Source organism: Pseudomonas bharatica (assembly GCF_048586865.1).
GTDB lineage: Bacteria > Pseudomonadota > Gammaproteobacteria > Pseudomonadales > Pseudomonadaceae > Aquipseudomonas > Aquipseudomonas bharatica.
Window position 1 is genome coordinate 17,882 of the sequence record NZ_JBMAWR010000023.1, and the last position, 17,794, is coordinate 35,675.

A 17,794-nucleotide genomic window follows, 5' to 3' on the forward strand; every position below is an offset into this window, starting at 1 on the left:
CGATTTATCCCGTTTCGAGAACACCCTAATCTGGCCACACCTAGCGGCAACCACCCAAAACAAACTTCTCGAACAAAAGGATTTCCACCATGACCAACGCCACCTACACCTACAACCGCCTGAACAAAGACGACGCCGTAGTCCTGCTGGTTGACCACCAGACCGGCCTGATTTCCCTGGTGCAGGACTTCTCGCCGAACGAGTTCAAGAACAACGTGCTGGCGCTGGCCGACCTGGCGAAATTCTTCGACCTGCCGACCATCCTCACCACCAGCTTCGAACAAGGCCCGAACGGCCCGCTGGTGCCGGAGCTGAAAGAGATGTTCCCGGACGCCCCGTACATCCCGCGCCCAGGCCAGATCAACGCCTGGGACAACGAAGACTTCGTCAAGGCGATCAAGGCCACCGGCCGCAAGCAGCTGATCATCGCCGGCGTGGTAACCGATGTGTGCGTGGCTTTCCCGACCCTGTCGGCGCTGGCCGAAGGCTTCGACGTGTTCGTGGTGACCGACGCTTCCGGCACCTTCAACACCACCGTGCAGCAGGCCGCGTGGAACCGCATGACCCAGGCCGGCGCGCAGATGATGAACTGGTTCTCGGTGGCCTGTGAGCTGCACCGCGACTGGCGCAACGATATCGAAGGTCTGGGCAACCTGCTGTCGCAGCGGATTCCCAACTACCGCAACCTGATGAACAGCTACGCGGCATTGACTGCCAAGTGATCGCTGAATGAAGAAAGCCCGCTCGCACTGAGCGGGCTTGCTATTGCGCTTCTTTTTCACCGCCCCGACGGAAGCCATTCGGCGACTGTCCGGTCAGGCGACGGAAGAACCGCGAGAAATACGCCGGGTCGGCAAAGCCGAGGTTGTCCGAGACCTGGGCCACGGTCATGTTGGTGTAGACCAGGTTGCGCCGCGCCTCCAGCAGCAGGCGCTGGTGGATGATCTGCAGCGCGGTCTGCCCGGCGAGCTGACGGCACAGGTTGTTCAGGTGCACTGCCGACATGCCCAGGCGATGGGCGAAGGTTTCCACGGTCAGGTGCTCGCGATAGTGCTGTTCCACCAGCTTGATGAACCCGCCGAGCGACTGCCGGTTGCGCTCGTCGCGTCCGCTGGCGGTCTTGTTCTGCTGGCGCGTGCGGCTTATCCACACCATCAGCACATTGACCAGCGAGCCCAGCACCAGGTCGCGGGACACGGCGCTGCCTTCGTATTCCTTGAGCAAGGCTTCGAACAGGGTGTTGATGAAGGCGTGATCCTCGCCGAGCGCATAGCAACCGGCCGACGCCAGCACCGCCAGGGGCGCGCCGAGACGTGCTTCCAGTTGTGCCACCAAGGGGGCGCCGAGGGTCAGCACGTAGCCCTCGATATCCTCGGAAAACTGGAAACCATGCACGCACAGCGGCGGCGTGACCTGGATCGAAGGCTCGACGATCCTGCTGCGCCGCCCTTCCACTTCCACCGTCGCCTGGCCATGTTGCACGTAGAGCAACTGGAACAGGTCGGCGTGGCGGTGGGGTTTGATCTCCCAGTGGTACAGGCTGCTGCGCTTGGGGATGGACTCGCAATGCAACAGGTCCGGGGTCGGCCAGGCCTGGCTTTCGCCGTAGAGCTTGAAGACGGGGACGGGTGGTTGGGTTGCTTTCATCTGGAACGCCAGGCTCATGGGTTTCGCGGGCCTGTGGGAGCGGGTTCACCCGCGATTGCTATGGTGGGTTCACCACCGCAATCGCGGGTGAACCCGCTCCCACAGGGTCCGCATTGCCCCAAAAAAGGTGATCGATAATCGGACATATTTTTCAAAAGTGCAATTTACCGGCAACAAATCACCTTCTGTTTCCGGTTTGTTCGGCAAAAAATACAGGCGATCTCACACCTAAAAACAAACACGAGACAACCGCCATGAACACTCAGGTCGCCATCATCGGCGCCGGTCCGTCCGGCCTTCTGCTCGGCCAGCTTCTGCACAAGGCTGGCATCGACAACATCATCATCGAACGCCAGACCCCGGACTATGTCCTGGGCCGTATCCGTGCGGGCGTCCTCGAACAAGGCACCGTCGATATGCTTCGCGAAGCCGGGGTCAGCGCCCGCATGGACGCCGAGGGCCTGGTCCACGAAGGCGTCGAGCTGGTGTTCGACGGCAAGCGCGTACCGATCCACCTGACCGAACTCACCGGCGGCAAGAGCGTGATGGTCTACGGCCAGACCGAAGTCACCCGCGACTTGATGGACGCCCGCAGCGCCAGTGGCGCACCGATCATCTACTCGGCCAGCGACGTGCAACTGCACGAAGTGAAAGGCGAGCGCCCCTACGTGACCTTCGAAAAGGACGGCGAGCGCCAGCGCATCGATTGCGACTACATTGCCGGCTGCGACGGTTACCACGGTGTATCGCGCAAGACCATTCCCGCAGGCGTGCTGACCGAATACGAGCGGGTCTACCCGTTCGGCTGGCTCGGCCTGCTGTCCGACACACCGCCGGTCAACGAAGAGCTGATCTACGCCCAGCATGAGCGCGGCTTTTCCCTGTGCAGCCAGCGCTCGCTGACCCGCAGCCGCTACTACCTGCAAGTGCCGCTGACCGACAAGGTCGAGGACTGGAGCGACGAGCGCTTCTGGGACGAACTGAAGGCACGCCTGCCGCAAGACGTCGCCGCGCGCCTGGTCACCGGGCCGTCGTTGGAAAAGAGCATCGCCCCGCTGCGCAGCTACGTCGTCGAACCGATGCAGTACGGCAAGCTGTTCCTGGTCGGCGATGCTGCCCATATCGTCCCGCCTACCGGGGCCAAGGGCCTGAACCTGGCGGCGTCAGACGTCTGCTATCTGTACCGCATCCTGGTCAAGGTCTACCGCGAGGGGCGCACCGACCTGCTGGAGAAATACTCCGAGCTGGCCCTGCGCCGGGTGTGGAAAGGCGAGCGCTTCAGTTGGTTCATGACCAACCTGCTGCATGACTTCGACGGCGAGAAGGACGCCTGGGACCGCAAGATGCAGGAGGCCGATCGCGAATACTTCCTCAATTCCCGTGTGGGCCTGGCGAATATCGCGGAGAACTATGTCGGCCTGCCTTACGAAGAGGTGTGCTGATGCAGGAACGCGGCCGCCCAAGGGCAGCCGCGATGATTGCTACTGGACGAATTTCGCGCTGACGAAGGGCGCGTAGTCCGGCAGCACGGTTTCCACCTTGCCCTGCTCCTTGAGGAATTTTGCCGTCTCGGCGATCGCCGCCGGGGTCTGGCCTTGCAGCAGGCCGGCCTGGGCCTGGGCGTCGGGGAAGGCGGAGCCTGCGAGCAGTTCAGGCACATCGGCGGGATTGGAGCCGGTCAGCCTGGCGATCTTCTGTACCGGCACCGAGTCGGCAGTCCACTGCGCCTTGTTCGCCGCATAGTCGGCGAAGGATTGCAGGGTCACCTTGGCGAACTTCGCCACGACGTCCGGGTGCTTCTCGGCGAAGTCCTTGCGTGCGACCCACACTTCGAAGGTCGGTGCGCCCCAGCCGCCGACTTCGGCGGCGTCGGTGAGGGTCTTGCCGGTCTTGCGGATCTCGCCCAGCGCCGGCGACCAGACGAAGGCGCCATCGATATCCCCACGCTTCCACGCCGCGGCGATTTCCGCCGGTTGCAGGTTCACCACTTTCACCTGACGCGTATCGAGCCCCCAGTGCTTGAGGGCGCCGAGCAGGCTGTAGTGGGAGGTGGAGACGAACGGGGTGGCGATGGTCTTGCCGACCAGGTCCTTCGGACTGTCGATACCACTGCCATTGCGCACCACCAGCGCTTCGGCGGCGTTGATCTGCGCCGAAACGATGAAGGCCACGATCGGTAGCTTGCGCGAAGCGGCAGCGGCCAGCGGGCTGGAACCGAGGTTGCCGATCTGCACGTCGCCGGAGGCAATCGCGGTGACCACTTCCGGGCCGCTGTTGAAGCGGCGCCAGTCGATCTTCTCGCCAATCGCCTGCTCGTAGGCACCATCGGCCTGGGGCACCTTGCTGGGATCGATGCCGGTCTGGTAGCCCACGGTGAGACCGGCGGCATGGCTGACCAGGGTCAAGCCGGTGAGGGCCAGGGCGGTAAATACTTTGAGCGGACGGGACGGCTTCATGGCGGGGAATTCCGGAAGGGGAAAGCCATGAATCTAAATGATCTAAAAAACCAACCAGAAATAATTTATGGGCATTAGCTTATGTGCCCGAAGCGATGTGAAATTTTTGTTGGTTATGTCAAAAAAATCTTAAAAAAACACAAATAATTCTTTTTAGGTTTATCGAATTGTAATTATCCTTCGCCCCCAGCATGGCGCATTAGACCAAAGTCTTGAAACGACTGGTTACGATTGACTCGATGGTCATCCATTGGTGCTAATCGCCCATCGACAACGAGCCGGGCGCAAGACCCGACCGTTAACGAACCACAAGAATTAGAAACAGAGAGGAGCAATTCATCCATGAAGAAGTCGACCCTGACTCTTGCCGTCGCGCTGGGGATCCTGACTCAACAAGCCCAAGCTGATTTCATCAACGACAGCAAGGCCACGTTGAAGCTGCGCAATTTCTATATCAACCAGGACAACCGTAACCACGGTACCAACACCGACTACAACTATCAGGAAGAGTGGGGCCAAGGCTTCCAGCTGGACTTCACCTCCGGCTACACCGAAGGCACGGTCAAGTTCGGTGTTGATGCCATCGGCCTGCTGGGCGTACGCCTCGACTCCGGCAAAGGCCGTCATGGCAACCGTGCCAGCACCGGCTACGGCGGCCTGGTCTTCCCGACCGACAGCGACGGTCGTGCAGTCAACGACTTCTCCAGCCTGGGCGCTACCGCCAAGGTGAAAATCTCCGAAACCGAACTGCGTCTTGGCACCCTGACGCCGAAGAACCCGGTCATCTCCACCAACGACGGGCGCCTGCTGACCCAGACCTTCGAAGGTGGCCAGGTCGTTTCGAACGACATCAAGGACCTGACCCTGACTGCCGGCCAGATCGAGCATGTGAAGGGTCGTAACTCTTCGAACAACGAAGAGCTGTCCATCGCTGGCGCCAACAATGCCCGCACCGGCAGGTTCAGCAACCAGTTCCGTTATGCTGGTGCCGACTACAAGCTGACCAAGGACCTGCTGGTTCAGTACTGGTACGGCGGCCTGGAAGACTTCTACAAACAGCACTTCCTGGGTGCCGTTCACAACTGGGCTATCGGCCCGGGCGTACTGAAATCCGACTTCCGCTACTTCCACAGTACCGATGACGGCAAGAATGGTGATACCGCCGCCTACTACACCACCGGCTACTACGGTGGCACCACCACCAAAGGCAAGGTCGACAACGATCTCTACAGCGCACTGTTCCTGTACACCGTTGCCGGTCACACCTTCGGCGGCGGCTACCAGAAGAGCCGCGGCGACAGCGACTTCCCTTGGCTGAACCAGGGTGACGGCTCGTCCAACTACACCATCACCGACTCGCAGATCCAGAAGTTCGGCCGTGCCGGTGAGTCCACCTGGCAGGCTCGCTACTCCTATGATTTCGCCAAGGTTGGCGTGGCTGGTCTGACCGCCGGTGTGGTTTACCTGAAAGGTGACAACATTGATGCCGCCATCGGCGACCGCACCGAGTGGGAACGCGACATCACCGTAGCTTACGTCGTACCGGAAGGTCCGCTGAAGAACTTCGGCGTGATGTGGAAGAACGCCATGTGGCGCTCTGACATCGCCAACACCAAGGACCAGGACGAAAACCGCCTGATCCTCAGCTACTCCATCCCGCTGCTGTAACCCCGCCGCGAGATACCCAACGCCCGCCCGGCCCCGTGCCGTGCGGGCGTTGTTTTGTCCACTATTTGTTATCTCTTTACGATCTAAATAAATCGATATTTATTCTTTTTAATTTGCTCGGCCTACAGGCACAGTTGAGTCCATCAACGAACAGCCAAGGACCCGCACCATGAGCCTCAGACTCGGCGATATCGCCCCCGACTTCGAACAGGATTCCAGCGCCGGCAAGATCCGCTTCCACGAGTGGCTCGGCGACAGCTGGGGCGTGCTGTTCTCGCACCCGGCCGACTTCACCCCGGTGTGCACCACCGAGCTGGGCTTCACCGCCAAGCTGAAGGAGCAGTTCGCCGAGCGCGGCGTCAAGGCCATCGCCCTGTCGGTGGACCCGGTGGACTCCCACCACCGCTGGATCGACGACATCAACGAAACCCAGAACACCACGGTCAACTTCCCGATCCTGGCCGATGCCGATCGCAAGGTTTCCGACCTGTACGACCTGATCCACCCCAACGCCAACGACACCCTCACCGTGCGTTCCTTGTTCGTGATCGACCCGAACAAGAAGATCCGCCTGACCATCACCTATCCGGCCAGTACCGGGCGCAACTTCCACGAGATCCTGCGGGTGATCGATTCGTTGCAGCTCACCGACAACCACAAGGTGGCCACCCCGGCCAACTGGCAGGACGGTGACGAAGTGGTGATCGTGCCGTCGCTGAAGGACGAGGAAGAGATCAAGCGCCGCTTCCCCAAGGGCTACCGCGCGGTCAAGCCTTATCTGCGCCTGACCCCACAGCCGAACCGTTGATTCTGATTTAGCCATCGCAGGGATTTTCGGGCCGTTTCGACGGCCCTTTTTTTTGCCTGCTTCCAAGCTGTACACGGCCCCTGTGGGAGCGGGTTCACCCGCGATTGCTGTAGTGGATTCACTATCGCAATCGCGGGTGAACCCGCTCCCACAGGGGCCGCATACAACCCCAAAACGCATATCTCCAATTCATATAAACAAATGAAAAAATATGATTTCTAGATATATGCAAGCACCTGTTAATGTCACCCCATTCCAGCGAGCCACCTAACTCGCGGGCCTTTCGAACAGTTCCAAGGATGCGCATTCAATGTTGGTCGTTTCTATCGGTGGAAGTCCCAGCCTGCGTTCACGGTCCGGCGTGCTGCTCGAACGCGCACGCGATTGGCTGCAAGGCCAGGGCGTGGAAGTGGTGACGTTTCAGGTGCGGGACTTCCCGGCCGAAGATCTGCTTCATGCCCGTTTCGACAGCCCTCAGGTCCAGCATTTCCAGCAGCTGGTGGAACAGGCCGACGGCCTGATCGTTTCCACCCCGGTGTACAAGGCGTCGTTCGCCGGTGCCCTGAAGACCCTGCTCGATCTGCTGCCCGAGCGCGCCCTGAGTCACAAGGTGGTGCTGCCCATCGCGACCGGCGGCAGCATCGCCCATATGCTGGCGGTGGACTACGCCCTGAAACCGGTGCTCTCGGCCTTGAAGGCGCAGGAGACCCTGCAAGGGATCTTCGCCGACGACAGCCAGGTCGCCTACGGCCAGGGCAATGTCCCGGCCCATCTGGCGCCCGCCCTGGAGCAGCGCCTGAACGAATCCCTGGAGCTGTTCCACAGCGCCCTGGCCCGTCGCCCGAAACCCCTGGCGCCCGGCCTGCTCAACGAACGCCTGATCAGTGCCCGCTGGAGCATCTGATCCCGTAGCACCCGTTTCATCGTGCAACCCCCACCTTACTGGCCCGACAACGAGGCAAGCAGGTGCAGCCCGAATCCCAACACTGCAAAAGGAGAGCGCTATGCGCACTGTCGTTTTGCGTCGTGGTCTGGCCGCTCTGTTCGCTGCGGCTGTTACCTTCGGCGCCATCACTCAAGCCCAGGCCGAAACCCTGCGTATCGGCTACCAGAAGTACGGCACCCTGGTTCTGCTCAAGGCCAAGGGCAGCCTGGAAAAGCGCCTCGCCGCCCAAGGCGTGCAGGTGCAATGGACTGAATTCCCCGGCGGCCCGCAACTGCTGGAAGGCCTTAACGTCGGCTCCATCGATTTCGGCGTGACCGGCGAAACCCCGCCCGTCTTCGCCCAGGCCGCCGGCGCCGATCTGCTGTACGTGGCCTACGAGCCGCCAGCGCCGCACAGCGAAGCGATCCTGGTGCCGAAGGGTTCGCCGATCCAGTCGGTCAAGGAACTCAAGGGCAAGAAGGTCGCCCTGAACAAGGGCTCCAACGTGCATTACCTGCTGGTCCGCGCCCTCGAGGACGCTGGCCTGAAATACAGCGATATCCAGCCGGTGTTCCTGCCGCCCGCCGATGCCCGCGCCGCCTTCGAGCGTGGCAGCGTCGATGCCTGGGTGATCTGGGACCCGTACCAGGCCGCCGCCGAGCAACAGCTGCAAGCCCGCACCCTGCGCGATGGCCAGGGCATCGTCGACAACCATCAGTTCTACCTGGCCACCAAGCCTTATGCGCAGAAGCACCCTGAAGTGATCAGCGCCCTGGTGGACGAGGTGCGTGCCGTGGGCGAATGGTCCAAGGCCAACCCGCAGGAAGTGACCGACCAGGTCGCGCCGCTGCTCGGCCTGCCCGCCGATATCACCCTGACCTCGGTCAAGCGCCAGGGCTACGGTGCCGGCTTCCTGACCCCGGAAGTGGTCGCCGCGCAGCAGAAGATCGCCGACACCTTCACCAGCCTGAAGCTGATCCCCAAGCCGCTGAGCATCAAGGACGTGATCTGGACGCCACCGGCCAAGGTCGCCACCGCACCTTGACGTTTCGCCCGAGCCGGGGCACCGCCCCGGTCTGAGCCACCCTTAGGAGACAACTCCAATGAGCCTCAACGTTTTCTGGTTTCTTCCGACCCATGGCGACGGCCATTACCTTGGCACCGCCGAAGGCGCTCGCGCCGTCGATCACGGTTATCTGCAGCAGGTGGCACAGGCGGCCGACCGTCTTGGCTTCGGCGGCGTGCTGATCCCCACCGGGCGTTCCTGCGAGGACTCCTGGCTGGTGGCCGCGTCGCTGATCCCGGTGACCCAGCGCCTGAAGTTCCTCGTGGCCCTGCGCCCGGGGATCATTTCGCCGACCGTGGCGGCACGCCAGGCCGCGACCCTCGACCGGCTGTCCGGCGGGCGCGCGCTGTTCAACCTGGTGACCGGTGGAGACCCTGACGAACTGTCCGGCGACGGCCTGTTCCTCAGCCATGAAGAACGCTATCAGGCATCGGTGGAATTCACCCGCATCTGGCGTCGGGTGCTGGAAGGCGAGACGGTCGACTACGACGGCAAGCACATCACCGTGAAGGGCGCCAAGCTGCTCTATCCACCGATCCAGCAACCGCGTCCGCCGCTGTATTTCGGTGGATCTTCCGACGCCGCACAGGACCTGGCCGCCGAGCAGGTCGAGCTGTACCTGACCTGGGGCGAACCGCCGAGCGCGGTGGCCGAGAAGATCGCGCAAGTCCGCGAGAAGGCCGCCAGGCTGGGCCGTACCGTGCGCTTCGGTATCCGCCTGCATGTGATCGTCCGCGAAACCAACGACGAGGCCTGGAAAGCCGCCGAACGCCTGATCTCCCATCTGGACGACGACACCATCGCCCGTGCCCAGGCTTCCCTGGCGCGCTTCGATTCGGTCGGCCAGCAACGCATGGCCGCCCTGCACGGCGGCAACCGCGACAACCTGGAAGTCAGCCCCAACCTGTGGGCCGGCGTCGGCCTGGTGCGTGGCGGTGCCGGTACCGCGCTGGTCGGCGATGGCCCGACCGTGGCAGCGCGGGTCAAGGAATACGCCGAGCTGGGCATCGACACCTTCATTTTCTCCGGCTACCCGCACCTGGAAGAGTCGTACCGCGTGGCCGAACTGCTGTTCCCGCACCTGGATATCGAACGTCCGGCCCTGCCGCAGGAGCGTGGCTACGTCAGCCCGTTCGGCGAGATGGTGGCCAACGACATCCTGCCCAAAGCCGCGGCGCAGCGTTGAGGATCACGCCATGAGTCGTTCTTCTTCCAACTCCTGGGTCCAGCGCCTGGCGCCCTGGGCCCTGCCGGTAGCGCTGCTGGCGATCTGGCAACTGGCGGTCAGCGCCGGTTGGCTGTCGACCCGCATCCTGCCGGCGCCAAGCGCGGTGATTTCCGCGGGCGTCGAACTGGTGCGCAGCGGCGAAATCTGGACCCACCTGGCAATCAGCGGCTGGCGTGCCGGGCTGGGCTTCTTGATCGGCGGCAGCATCGGCCTGGTGCTCGGCTTCATCACTGGCCTGTCGCGCTGGGGTGAGCGCCTGCTGGACAGCTCGGTGCAGATGATCCGCAACGTGCCGCACCTGGCGCTGATCCCGCTGGTGATCCTGTGGTTCGGCATCGACGAGTCGGCGAAGATCTTCCTGGTCGCCCTCGGCACGCTGTTCCCGATCTACCTGAACACCTACCACGGCATCCGCAACGTCGATCCGGCGCTGGTGGAAATGGCCCGCAGTTACGGCCTCAGCGGCTTCGCCCTGTTCCGCCAGGTGATCCTGCCGGGTGCGCTGCCGTCGATCCTGGTCGGCGTGCGCTTCGCCCTCGGCTTCATGTGGCTGACCCTGATCGTCGCCGAGACCATCTCGGCCAACTCCGGCATCGGCTACCTGGCGATGAACGCCCGCGAGTTCCTGCAGACCGACGTGGTAGTGCTGGCGATCGTGCTGTACGCGGTGCTCGGCAAGCTGGCCGACCTCGCTGCCCGCGGCCTGGAGCGTGTCTGGCTGCGCTGGCACCCGGCCTATCAAGTGAGCAAGGGAGACCGCGCATGACCGTTCTCAAGGAACAGCCGCCGCGCCTGCTGCGTGGCATCCCGCTGGCGGTGCAGAAGGTCGAGAAGACCTTCGGCCAACGCAAGGTCCTGCGCAATATCGACCTGCACATCCCGGCCGGCCAGTTCGTCGCCATCGTCGGTCGCAGTGGCTGTGGCAAGAGCACCCTGCTGCGTTTGCTGGCCGGCCTCGACCAACCGACCGGTGGTGAATTGCTGGCCGGTAGCGCGCCACTGTCGGACGCTCGCGAAGACACCCGCCTGATGTTCCAGGAAGCGCGCCTGCTGCCGTGGAAGCGGGTGATCGACAACGTCGGCCTGGGTCTCGAAGGCAAGTGGCAGGAACGTGCCAGGCAGGCACTGGAAGCGGTAGGCCTGGCCGACCGTGCCAATGAATGGCCGGCAGCCCTGTCCGGTGGGCAGAAGCAGCGCGTGGCCCTGGCCCGCGCCCTGATCCACCAGCCGCGCCTGCTGCTGCTCGACGAGCCGCTGGGCGCCCTGGATGCCCTGACCCGGATCGAAATGCAGCAATTGATCGAAGACCTCTGGCGCAAGCACGGCTTCACCGTGCTGCTGGTGACCCACGACGTCAGCGAAGCGGTAGCGGTCGCCGACCGGGTGATCCTGATCGAGGACGGCGAAATCGGCCTCGACCTGCACGTGGACCTGCCGCGCCCACGGGTACGTGGCTCGCACCGCCTGGCCGCGCTGGAAACCGAAGTACTCAACCGTGTTCTCTCGATCCCTGGCACTCCGCCCGGGCCCGAACCCGTAGCACCCTTGCCTACGCAACTGCGCTGGGCTCATTGACCTCAGAACCTACGAAGGAAGCAAGCAGATGACTATCAAAGCGATCAACGTACGTAACCAGTTCAAAGGCACCGTGAAAGAAATCCTGGAAGGCCCGGTACTGTCGGAAATCGACGTGCAGACCGCCTCGGGCATCGTCACTTCGGTGATCACCACCCGTTCGGTCAAGGAGCTGGAACTGACCATCGGCAGCGAGGTGATTGCCTTCGTGAAATCGACCGAGGTTTCCATCGCCAAGCTGTGATGGACCTGCGCGGACCTTGTGGGAGCGGGTTTACCCGCGATTGCGGTAGTGAATTCACTATTGCAATCGCGGGTAAACCCGCTCCCACATTGATCGCGGTCGGCCTTTGATCAGTGTTTGGGCAGGAACGGCGGTAGATACAGCCCCACATACGCTTCGAACACCCGCATCCCCTCCTCCGCCATGCGCGGCGTGATCTGCCCGTGCACCTGCACCGAACGGGCATATACCCGGTCGCTCAGTTCCATCGCCAAGGCAAATACATCCACATCACGCGGCAGCTCCGGCAAGCGGAAATGCTGCTCGAACAGCTTGTGCATCAGGTCGCCCAGCTCGATATCGTGCTGGCGGTCGGCCTGGGTCACTTCGCTCAGGCCATGCTGGGCGAGGATCAGTTGCCGGGCGGCGGCGTCCTGTTGATAGATCTCCAGCATCCGCGCTTCCACCAGCCGCGCCAGGTCCCGCCAGCCGGTCAGGCTCGCGCTATCGATGGGCGCCTGCAGGCAGGCGCGAAACGCGCCGTGTACATCCGCCGTCAGCGCCTCGAGCAAGGCCGGGACGCTGGCGAAGAAGTGATAGACCGACGACGGCGGGATCTGCGCGCGCTCGGCGACGCTGTAGATCGACAGGCTGGCCACGCCCTCGCTGGCCAGCAAGGTGCGGGCCGCGTCGAGGATCGAGTCGATCCGCGCCTGGCTGCGGGCGCGGGGTTTGCGAGGGGTGCTGCCGCGGCTCATGTCAGTTGCTGATCGCCAGGATGCTGGCCTGGTAGGCGCCGACGAACAGGTCGAAGTCGCCGACTTCCTGCTGCTCCAGACGCGCCTGCTCTTCCAGCGAAGCACGGGCCAGGCTTTCGAAACGCGCCTGCTCTTCAGCCGGCAGCGGCTCCTTGCGCAGGTAGTCGGCATGCAGCTGACTCTGGCGCAGGGCGAAGGCGGCGAAGCTTTCCTGGTGCGCGGTCATGCTGGCGAGCACCTGGGCCGACGGGGTCAGCGCCGGGTCGTCGACCTTGGCCGCCTGGGTGGCGAGGGCACGGGCGTGCTCGTCGCTGCCCTGGCTGCGGTCGAGCAGTTCGGCCAACGGTGCGATACGCGCCAGCAGCTCGGAGGCCCAGGCCTTGAGTTCGACCGGCTGGCCGTCGCGGTGCAGTTGCAGGCCCGGACGCCGGCCTTCCTTGACCACCTTGAGGAAGTTGTCGGTGCACTGGCCGCACTCGCCGTTTTGCAGCAGCGGGCTTTCTTCCAAGGCGCAGAACAGCAGGAAGGCATCGAGGAACCGCGCCTGCGGCAAATCGATGCCGGTCGGCAGGAACGGGTTGATATCCAGGCAGCGCACTTCGATGTACTGGATGCCCCGGGCCACCAGCGCCTGGATCGGCCGCTCGCCGGTATAGGTCACGCGCTTGGGACGGATGTTCGAGTAGTACTCGTTCTCGATCTGCAGGATGTTGGTGTTGAGCTGCACCCACTCGCCATCCTTGTGCGTACCGATCTCGACATAGGGCGCGTAGGGCGTGGCCACGGCGCGGCGCAGGCTGTCGGTGTAGCTAGCGAGGTCGTTGTAGCAGGGGGTCAGGCCGGCCTGGGCGTTGCTCTGGTAGCCCAGGTCGCTCATGCGCAGGCTGGTGGCCCACGGCAGGAACAGGGTGTCGGCGTCGAAGGATTCGAGCTGGTGCGGGCGGCCACGGAGGAACCCTGCGTCCAGCGCCGGCGAGGCACCGAACAGGTACATCAGCAGCCAGCTGTAGCGGCGGAAATTGCGGATCAGGGCAATGTAGGCCGACGACTGGTAGTCACGGTCGTCACCGCTGCCGCCTTCGGCATCACGCAGCAGCGGCCAGAGCTTTTCCGGCAGCGAGAAGTTGTAGTGGATACCGGCGATGCACTGCATGGTGCGGCCGTAGCGCAGGGCCAGGCCCTTGCGGTAGACGTACTTGAGCTGGCCGATGTTCGAGGTGCCGTACCAGGCGATCGGGATGTCCTCTTCCGCCGGCAACGGGCACGGCATCGACGGACTCCACAGGTACTCGCTGCCGAGCTTGCTGACGGCGAAGCGGTGGATGTTCTCCAGGCTTTCGAGGGTCTGCGCCGGGTCGGCCAGGGCCGGGGTGATGAATTCCAGCAGCGACTCGGAATAATCGGTGGTGATGGATTCGTGCGTCAGCGCCGAGCCCAGGGCCTCGGGGTGCGGTGTCTGGGCCAGGCGACCGTCCTCGGTCACGCGCAGGCATTCACGCTCGATGCCGTGCAGGCACTGCTTGAGCAGGGAGAGGTTGTCGCCTTGGCCAAGCAGGCTCAGGCGGCGGTTGAGAAGTTCGCTCAAGATGGATTCCTTCACACATCAGTCGCCCCGATATGGGGGTGGAAATGACGGTCTACAAGGGTGGACAGGAGGAACTGGCGTTGTCGCCTGGTTTTCGCAGGGAATCGGCAGCGCCCAGCGCACTGCCGAAAGTACCGCAGATGGCCTTTTGCGGCTAGAGCGCCGCGAAGGTGCCTTGGGCCTTGGCGACGAGTTTGTCGTCCTGGAATACGTCGGCGTCCAGTACGAGCGTGCGGCGCCCGGCGTGCAGGACGCGGGCGATACACAGCACTTCACCTTCGCTGACCGCACGAACGTAGTTGATCTTGCATTCCAGGGTGACACTGCGCCGATCGAAGCCGTGGCTGCTGGAGCAGGCCAGGCCCATGGCGATGTCCACCAGGCTGAAGATCGCCCCGCCATGCAGGAAACCGCCGCGATTGCGCAGGTGCGGCTCCAGGGCCAGGGCCACCTCGGCAACGCCCGCTTCGAGGCGTTGCAGACGGCAGCCCAGCAACTGGCTGAAGGCGCTCTGGACGATGTCTTCAGGCGCGCCCGTCACTTCTTCTTCAACTGCTTGGCGTTGGCGAACAAGGAGGCCATGGCGTTGTTGGCCGGTGGCGGGGTGTCCTTGACCCGCGCTGGCGCGCCTTGCTGGCGACCACCCGAACCCTGGCGACCGCCGCGGGCACCCTCGACCTTCTCGCCCGGGGTGTCGCTCATGCGCATGGACAGGCCGACGCGCTTGCGCGGGATGTCCACTTCCATGACCTTGACCTTGACCACGTCGCCGGCCTTGACCGCTTCACGCGGGTCCTTGATGAACTTCTCGGACAGCGCCGAGATGTGCACCAGGCCGTCCTGGTGCACGCCGATATCGACGAAGGCACCGAAGTTGGTGACGTTGGTCACCACGCCTTCGAGGATCATCCCCGGCACCAGGTCCTTGAGGTCTTCGACGCCTTCCTGGAACTCGGCGGTCTTGAACTCGGGGCGCGGGTCGCGGCCGGGCTTGTCCAGCTCCTGGAGGATGTCGGTGACGGTCGGCAGGCCGAAGGTCTCGTCGGTGAACTTCTTCGGATCGAGACGCTTGAGGAAGCCGCTGTCGCCGATCAGCGAACGGATATCGCGGCCGGTGTCGGCGGCGATGCGCTGTACCAGCGGGTAGGCCTCGGGGTGGACGGCCGAGGCGTCCAGCGGGTCGTCACCGTTCATCACACGGAGGAAGCCGGCGGCCTGTTCGAAGGTCTTCTCGCCGAGGCGGCTGACTTTCTTGAGGGCGGCGCGGGTCTTGAAGGCGCCGTTGGCATCACGGTGGCTGACGATGTTCTGTGCCAGGGTCGCGTTGAGGCCGGAGATGCGTGCCAGCAGGGCCACGGAGGCGGTGTTGACGTCGACGCCGACGGCGTTCACGCAGTCCTCGACCACCGCGTCCAGGCCACGGGCCAGCTTGAGTTGGGAGACGTCGTGCTGGTACTGGCCGACGCCGATGGATTTCGGGTCGATCTTCACCAGCTCGGCCAGCGGGTCCTGCAGGCGGCGGGCGATGGACACGGCGCCACGGATCGACACATCGAGGTCGGGGAATTCGCGGGCGGCCAGTTCGGATGCCGAGTACACCGAAGCGCCAGCCTCGGAAACCATGACCTTGGTGATCTTCAGCGCCGGGTATTTCTTGACCAGCTCGGAGATCAGCTTGTCGCTTTCACGGCTGGCGGTGCCGTTGCCGATGGCGACCAGCTCCACCGAGTGCTTGGCGCACAGGGCAGCGAGGATGGCGATGGTGCGATCCCAGTCGTTCTTCGGCGCGTGCGGGTAGACCGTGGTGTGGTCGAGCAGCTTGCCGGTGGCATCGACCACCGCGACCTTGCAGCCGGTACGCAGGCCCGGGTCGAAGCCCAGGGTCGCGCGCGGGCCGGCCGGAGCGGCCAGCAGCAGGTCGTGCAGGTTGTGGGCGAACACGTTGATCGCCTCGCCTTCGGCATTGTCGCGCAGCTCACCGAACAGGTCGGTTTCCAGGTGGCTGTAGAGCTTGACCTTCCAGGTCCAGCGCACCACTTCGGCCAGCCATTTGTCAGCCGGACGGCCCTGGTTGGCCAGGCCGAAGCGCTCAGCGATCATCAGTTCGCACGGGTGCAGGGTGCCCGGGAGTTCTTCGCCGACCTTGAGCGAGGCGGACAGCACGCCTTCGTTGCGCCCGCGGAAGATCGCCAGGGCACGGTGCGACGGCACGCCCTTGAGCGGTTCGTCATGTTCGAAATAGTCGCGGAACTTGGCGCCCTCTTCCTCCTTGCCCGGCACCACGCGGGCCGACAGGGTGGCTTCCTGGGTCAGGAAGTTGCGCAGCTTGTCGAGCAGGGCAGCGTCTTCGGCGAAGCGCTCCATGAGGATGTATTTGGCGCCTTCCAGCGCAGCCTTGACGTCGGCAATGCCTTTTTCGGCATCGACGAAGCGCGCGGCCTCGCTTTCGGGGGACAGTTGCGGATCGGCCAGCAGGCCGTCGGCCAGTTCGCCGAGGCCGGCTTCCAGGGCGATCTGGCCCTTGGTGCGACGCTTCTGCTTGTACGGCAGGTACAGGTCTTCGAGGCGGGTCTTGGTGTCGGCGAGCTTGATCTCGCGGGCCAGTTCCGGGGTCAGCTTGCCCTGCTCCTCGATGCTGGCCAGGATGCTGGCGCGACGCTCGTCGAGTTCGCGCAGGTAGCGCAGGCGCTCTTCGAGGGTGCGAAGCTGGGTGTCATCCAGGCTGCCGGTCACTTCTTTGCGGTAACGGGCGATAAAAGGCACCGTGGAGCCTTCATCAAGTAGAGCCACGGCCGCCTCGACCTGTTGCGGGCGGACGCCGAGTTCTTCGGCGATGCGGCTGTTGATGCTGTCCATAAAACCACCTGACAAATTGTGAATGCTTGGCCGCAGGGGCCGGCGCCAGAGGGCGTCGGGGCATGGCGGCGCGCGGTGAAAAGCGGCGCATTATACCCAGCGCAAAAGGCTTGCGGTGATAGCGGCTGGCCAGCCTGACAGACCATTCCGCTGGCACACGGGGAAAAATCTGCTAACAATGAGCTCGGCACCCGCAAATGGCGGCTAAGCCATAATGCGCGCCGAGATTAAAGGAGCTACCCATGAGCAGCACTGCACAAACAGCCGAAGGCGAAAAGATCCTCATCGTCGATGACGACCCGGGCCTGAGCAGCCTTCTCGAGCGTTTCTTCACCAGCAAGGGCTATCGCGCACGGGCAGTACCCAATGTCGAACAGATGGACCGCCTGCTGGCGCGCGAGGTGTTCAACCTGGTCGTCCTCGACCTGATGCTGCCCGGCGAGGATGGTCTTTCCGCCTGCCGGCGCCTGCGCGCAGCGAACAACCAGGTACCGATCATCATGCTCACCGCCAAGGGCGACGAGCTGAGCCGGATAAAGGGCCTGGAACTGGGCGCCGACGACTACCTGGCCAAGCCGTTCAACCCCGACGAGCTGGTCGCGCGGGTCAAGGCCGTACTGCGCCGCCAGGCGCCGACGGTGCCGGGCGCACCGGGCAGCGAGGACGAAACCGTCACCTTCGGCGACTACGAGCTGTCCCTGGCCACACGCGAACTCAAGCGCGGTGACGAAGTGCACATGCTCACCACCGGCGAGTTCGCCGTGCTCAAGGCATTGGTCATGCACGCCCGCGAGCCGCTGACCCGCGACAAGCTGATGAACCTGGCCCGTGGCCGCGAATGGGATGCGCTGGAGCGCTCCATCGACGTGCAGATTTCGCGCCTGCGCCGCATGATCGAGCCTGACCCGTCCAAGCCGCGCTACATCCAGACTGTCTGGGGCGTGGGCTACGTGTTCGTGCCGGACGGCAATGCCGGCAAGTGATGGCACGTGTTACCGA

The 17,794-nt window shown here is 63.7% G+C and carries 17 protein-coding genes; 11 read left to right on the plus strand and 6 right to left on the minus strand.

Annotated features, from left to right (window positions below; translation table 11 throughout):
- Window positions 1-89 precede the first annotated feature (89 nt).
- Window positions 90-722 (plus strand): isochorismate family cysteine hydrolase YcaC, encoded by a 633-nt coding sequence (gene ycaC, locus ACKLLE_RS21630; RefSeq protein WP_420059036.1) that lies wholly within the window; start codon window positions 90-92, stop codon window positions 720-722.
- A 40-nt stretch (window positions 723-762) separates the two neighbouring features.
- Here the strand turns inward: ycaC and ACKLLE_RS21635 are convergent, their stop codons facing one another.
- A complete protein-coding gene (locus ACKLLE_RS21635; RefSeq protein WP_009400154.1) occupies window positions 763-1,647 on the minus strand; it encodes a helix-turn-helix domain-containing protein in 885 nt (294 codons plus the stop codon).
- Between the two features lie 254 nt (window positions 1,648-1,901).
- Between ACKLLE_RS21635 and pobA the strand changes: the two genes are divergently transcribed.
- Window positions 1,902-3,089 carry a 4-hydroxybenzoate 3-monooxygenase gene (pobA, locus tag ACKLLE_RS21640; protein ID WP_420059037.1) on the plus strand — a complete coding sequence of 396 codons (1,188 nt, stop codon included), beginning with the start codon at window positions 1,902-1,904 and terminating at the stop codon, window positions 3,087-3,089.
- 39 nt (window positions 3,090-3,128) lie between these two features.
- Here pobA and tauA read toward each other — a convergent pair whose 3' ends face one another.
- Window positions 3,129-4,103 carry a taurine ABC transporter substrate-binding protein gene (tauA, locus tag ACKLLE_RS21645; protein WP_009400148.1) on the minus strand — a complete coding sequence of 325 codons (975 nt, stop codon included), beginning with the start codon at window positions 4,101-4,103 and terminating at the stop codon, window positions 3,129-3,131.
- A gap of 342 nt (window positions 4,104-4,445) precedes the next feature.
- Between tauA and ACKLLE_RS21650 the strand changes: the two genes are divergently transcribed.
- The 8 genes from ACKLLE_RS21650 (at window position 4,446) to ACKLLE_RS21685 (ending at window position 11,617) form a co-directional block, all read left to right on the plus strand.
- Window positions 4,446-5,771 carry an OprD family porin gene (locus tag ACKLLE_RS21650; RefSeq protein WP_420059038.1) on the plus strand — a complete coding sequence of 442 codons (1,326 nt, stop codon included), beginning with the start codon at window positions 4,446-4,448 and terminating at the stop codon, window positions 5,769-5,771.
- Window positions 5,772-5,940: 169 nt separating this feature from the next.
- Entirely contained in the window at window positions 5,941-6,579 is a 639-nt protein-coding gene (locus tag ACKLLE_RS21655) for a peroxiredoxin (protein WP_279899718.1), read from the plus strand.
- Between the two features lie 310 nt (window positions 6,580-6,889).
- Entirely contained in the window at window positions 6,890-7,483 is a 594-nt protein-coding gene (ssuE, locus tag ACKLLE_RS21660; protein ID WP_009400143.1) for an NADPH-dependent FMN reductase, read from the plus strand.
- A 100-nt stretch (window positions 7,484-7,583) separates the two neighbouring features.
- Window positions 7,584-8,549, plus strand: a complete 966-nt coding sequence (locus tag ACKLLE_RS21665; protein WP_009400141.1) for a sulfonate ABC transporter substrate-binding protein — start codon at window positions 7,584-7,586, stop codon at window positions 8,547-8,549.
- 58 nt (window positions 8,550-8,607) lie between these two features.
- Window positions 8,608-9,756: an FMNH2-dependent alkanesulfonate monooxygenase gene (ssuD, locus tag ACKLLE_RS21670; RefSeq protein WP_420059039.1), complete on the plus strand. Its 1,149-nt coding sequence runs from the start codon at window positions 8,608-8,610 to the stop codon at window positions 9,754-9,756.
- Between the two features lie 10 nt (window positions 9,757-9,766).
- Entirely contained in the window at window positions 9,767-10,564 is a 798-nt protein-coding gene (gene ssuC, locus ACKLLE_RS21675; protein WP_009400136.1) for an aliphatic sulfonate ABC transporter permease SsuC, read from the plus strand.
- Window positions 10,561-11,373, plus strand: coding sequence for an aliphatic sulfonates ABC transporter ATP-binding protein (ssuB, locus tag ACKLLE_RS21680; RefSeq protein ID WP_009400134.1), 813 nt, complete (start codon window positions 10,561-10,563; stop codon window positions 11,371-11,373). The genes ssuC and ssuB overlap by 4 nt, the downstream gene beginning before the upstream one ends.
- Before the next feature lie 28 nt (window positions 11,374-11,401).
- Complete coding sequence (locus ACKLLE_RS21685; protein WP_009400132.1) at window positions 11,402-11,617, plus strand: TOBE domain-containing protein; 216 nt, start codon at window positions 11,402-11,404, stop codon at window positions 11,615-11,617.
- A 110-nt stretch (window positions 11,618-11,727) separates the two neighbouring features.
- Here the strand turns inward: ACKLLE_RS21685 and ACKLLE_RS21690 are convergent, their stop codons facing one another.
- The 4 genes from ACKLLE_RS21690 to ACKLLE_RS21705 form a co-directional block, all read right to left on the minus strand.
- Entirely contained in the window at window positions 11,728-12,354 is a 627-nt protein-coding gene (locus tag ACKLLE_RS21690) for a TetR/AcrR family transcriptional regulator (RefSeq protein WP_420059040.1), read from the minus strand.
- Between the two features lies 1 nt (window position 12,355).
- Window positions 12,356-13,939, minus strand: coding sequence for a glutamate--cysteine ligase (gshA, locus tag ACKLLE_RS21695; protein ID WP_009400128.1), 1,584 nt, complete (start codon window positions 13,937-13,939; stop codon window positions 12,356-12,358).
- Between the two features lie 154 nt (window positions 13,940-14,093).
- Window positions 14,094-14,480, minus strand: coding sequence for a PaaI family thioesterase (locus tag ACKLLE_RS21700; RefSeq protein ID WP_009400126.1), 387 nt, complete (start codon window positions 14,478-14,480; stop codon window positions 14,094-14,096).
- Window positions 14,477-16,795 carry a Tex family protein gene (locus ACKLLE_RS21705; protein ID WP_420059041.1) on the minus strand — a complete coding sequence of 773 codons (2,319 nt, stop codon included), beginning with the start codon at window positions 16,793-16,795 and terminating at the stop codon, window positions 14,477-14,479. The genes ACKLLE_RS21700 and ACKLLE_RS21705 overlap by 4 nt, the downstream gene beginning before the upstream one ends.
- A 242-nt stretch (window positions 16,796-17,037) precedes the next feature.
- On the opposite strand from ACKLLE_RS21705, the gene ompR reads away from it, so the two are divergent.
- Window positions 17,038-17,778, plus strand: coding sequence for an osmolarity response regulator transcription factor OmpR (ompR, locus tag ACKLLE_RS21710; RefSeq protein WP_009400122.1), 741 nt, complete (start codon window positions 17,038-17,040; stop codon window positions 17,776-17,778).
- The last annotated feature ends 16 nt before the right edge of the window (window positions 17,779-17,794 follow it).

What these genes read in the sequence shown, in the direction of transcription:
- ACKLLE_RS21690 (WP_420059040.1), bottom strand. Translation starts at nt 12,354, where the DNA reads ATGAGCCGCGGCAGCACCCCTCGCAAACCCCGCGCCCGCAGCCAGGCG.
- ACKLLE_RS21655 (WP_279899718.1), top strand. Translation starts at nt 5,941, where the DNA reads ATGAGCCTCAGACTCGGCGATATCGCCCCCGACTTCGAACAGGATTCC.
- ACKLLE_RS21685 (WP_009400132.1), top strand. Translation starts at nt 11,402, where the DNA reads ATGACTATCAAAGCGATCAACGTACGTAACCAGTTCAAAGGCACCGTG.
- ssuD (WP_420059039.1), top strand. Translation starts at nt 8,608, where the DNA reads ATGAGCCTCAACGTTTTCTGGTTTCTTCCGACCCATGGCGACGGCCAT.
- ACKLLE_RS21635 (WP_009400154.1), bottom strand. Translation starts at nt 1,647, where the DNA reads ATGAAAGCAACCCAACCACCCGTCCCCGTCTTCAAGCTCTACGGCGAA.
- tauA (WP_009400148.1), bottom strand. Translation starts at nt 4,103, where the DNA reads ATGAAGCCGTCCCGTCCGCTCAAAGTATTTACCGCCCTGGCCCTCACC.
- ACKLLE_RS21650 (WP_420059038.1), top strand. Translation starts at nt 4,446, where the DNA reads ATGAAGAAGTCGACCCTGACTCTTGCCGTCGCGCTGGGGATCCTGACT.
- ssuE (WP_009400143.1), top strand. Translation starts at nt 6,890, where the DNA reads ATGTTGGTCGTTTCTATCGGTGGAAGTCCCAGCCTGCGTTCACGGTCC.
- ACKLLE_RS21705 (WP_420059041.1), bottom strand. Translation starts at nt 16,795, where the DNA reads ATGGACAGCATCAACAGCCGCATCGCCGAAGAACTCGGCGTCCGCCCG.
- ssuB (WP_009400134.1), top strand. Translation starts at nt 10,561, where the DNA reads ATGACCGTTCTCAAGGAACAGCCGCCGCGCCTGCTGCGTGGCATCCCG.
- ycaC (WP_420059036.1), top strand. Translation starts at nt 90, where the DNA reads ATGACCAACGCCACCTACACCTACAACCGCCTGAACAAAGACGACGCC.
- ompR (WP_009400122.1), top strand. Translation starts at nt 17,038, where the DNA reads ATGAGCAGCACTGCACAAACAGCCGAAGGCGAAAAGATCCTCATCGTC.
- ssuC (WP_009400136.1), top strand. Translation starts at nt 9,767, where the DNA reads ATGAGTCGTTCTTCTTCCAACTCCTGGGTCCAGCGCCTGGCGCCCTGG.
- pobA (WP_420059037.1), top strand. Translation starts at nt 1,902, where the DNA reads ATGAACACTCAGGTCGCCATCATCGGCGCCGGTCCGTCCGGCCTTCTG.
- ACKLLE_RS21665 (WP_009400141.1), top strand. Translation starts at nt 7,584, where the DNA reads ATGCGCACTGTCGTTTTGCGTCGTGGTCTGGCCGCTCTGTTCGCTGCG.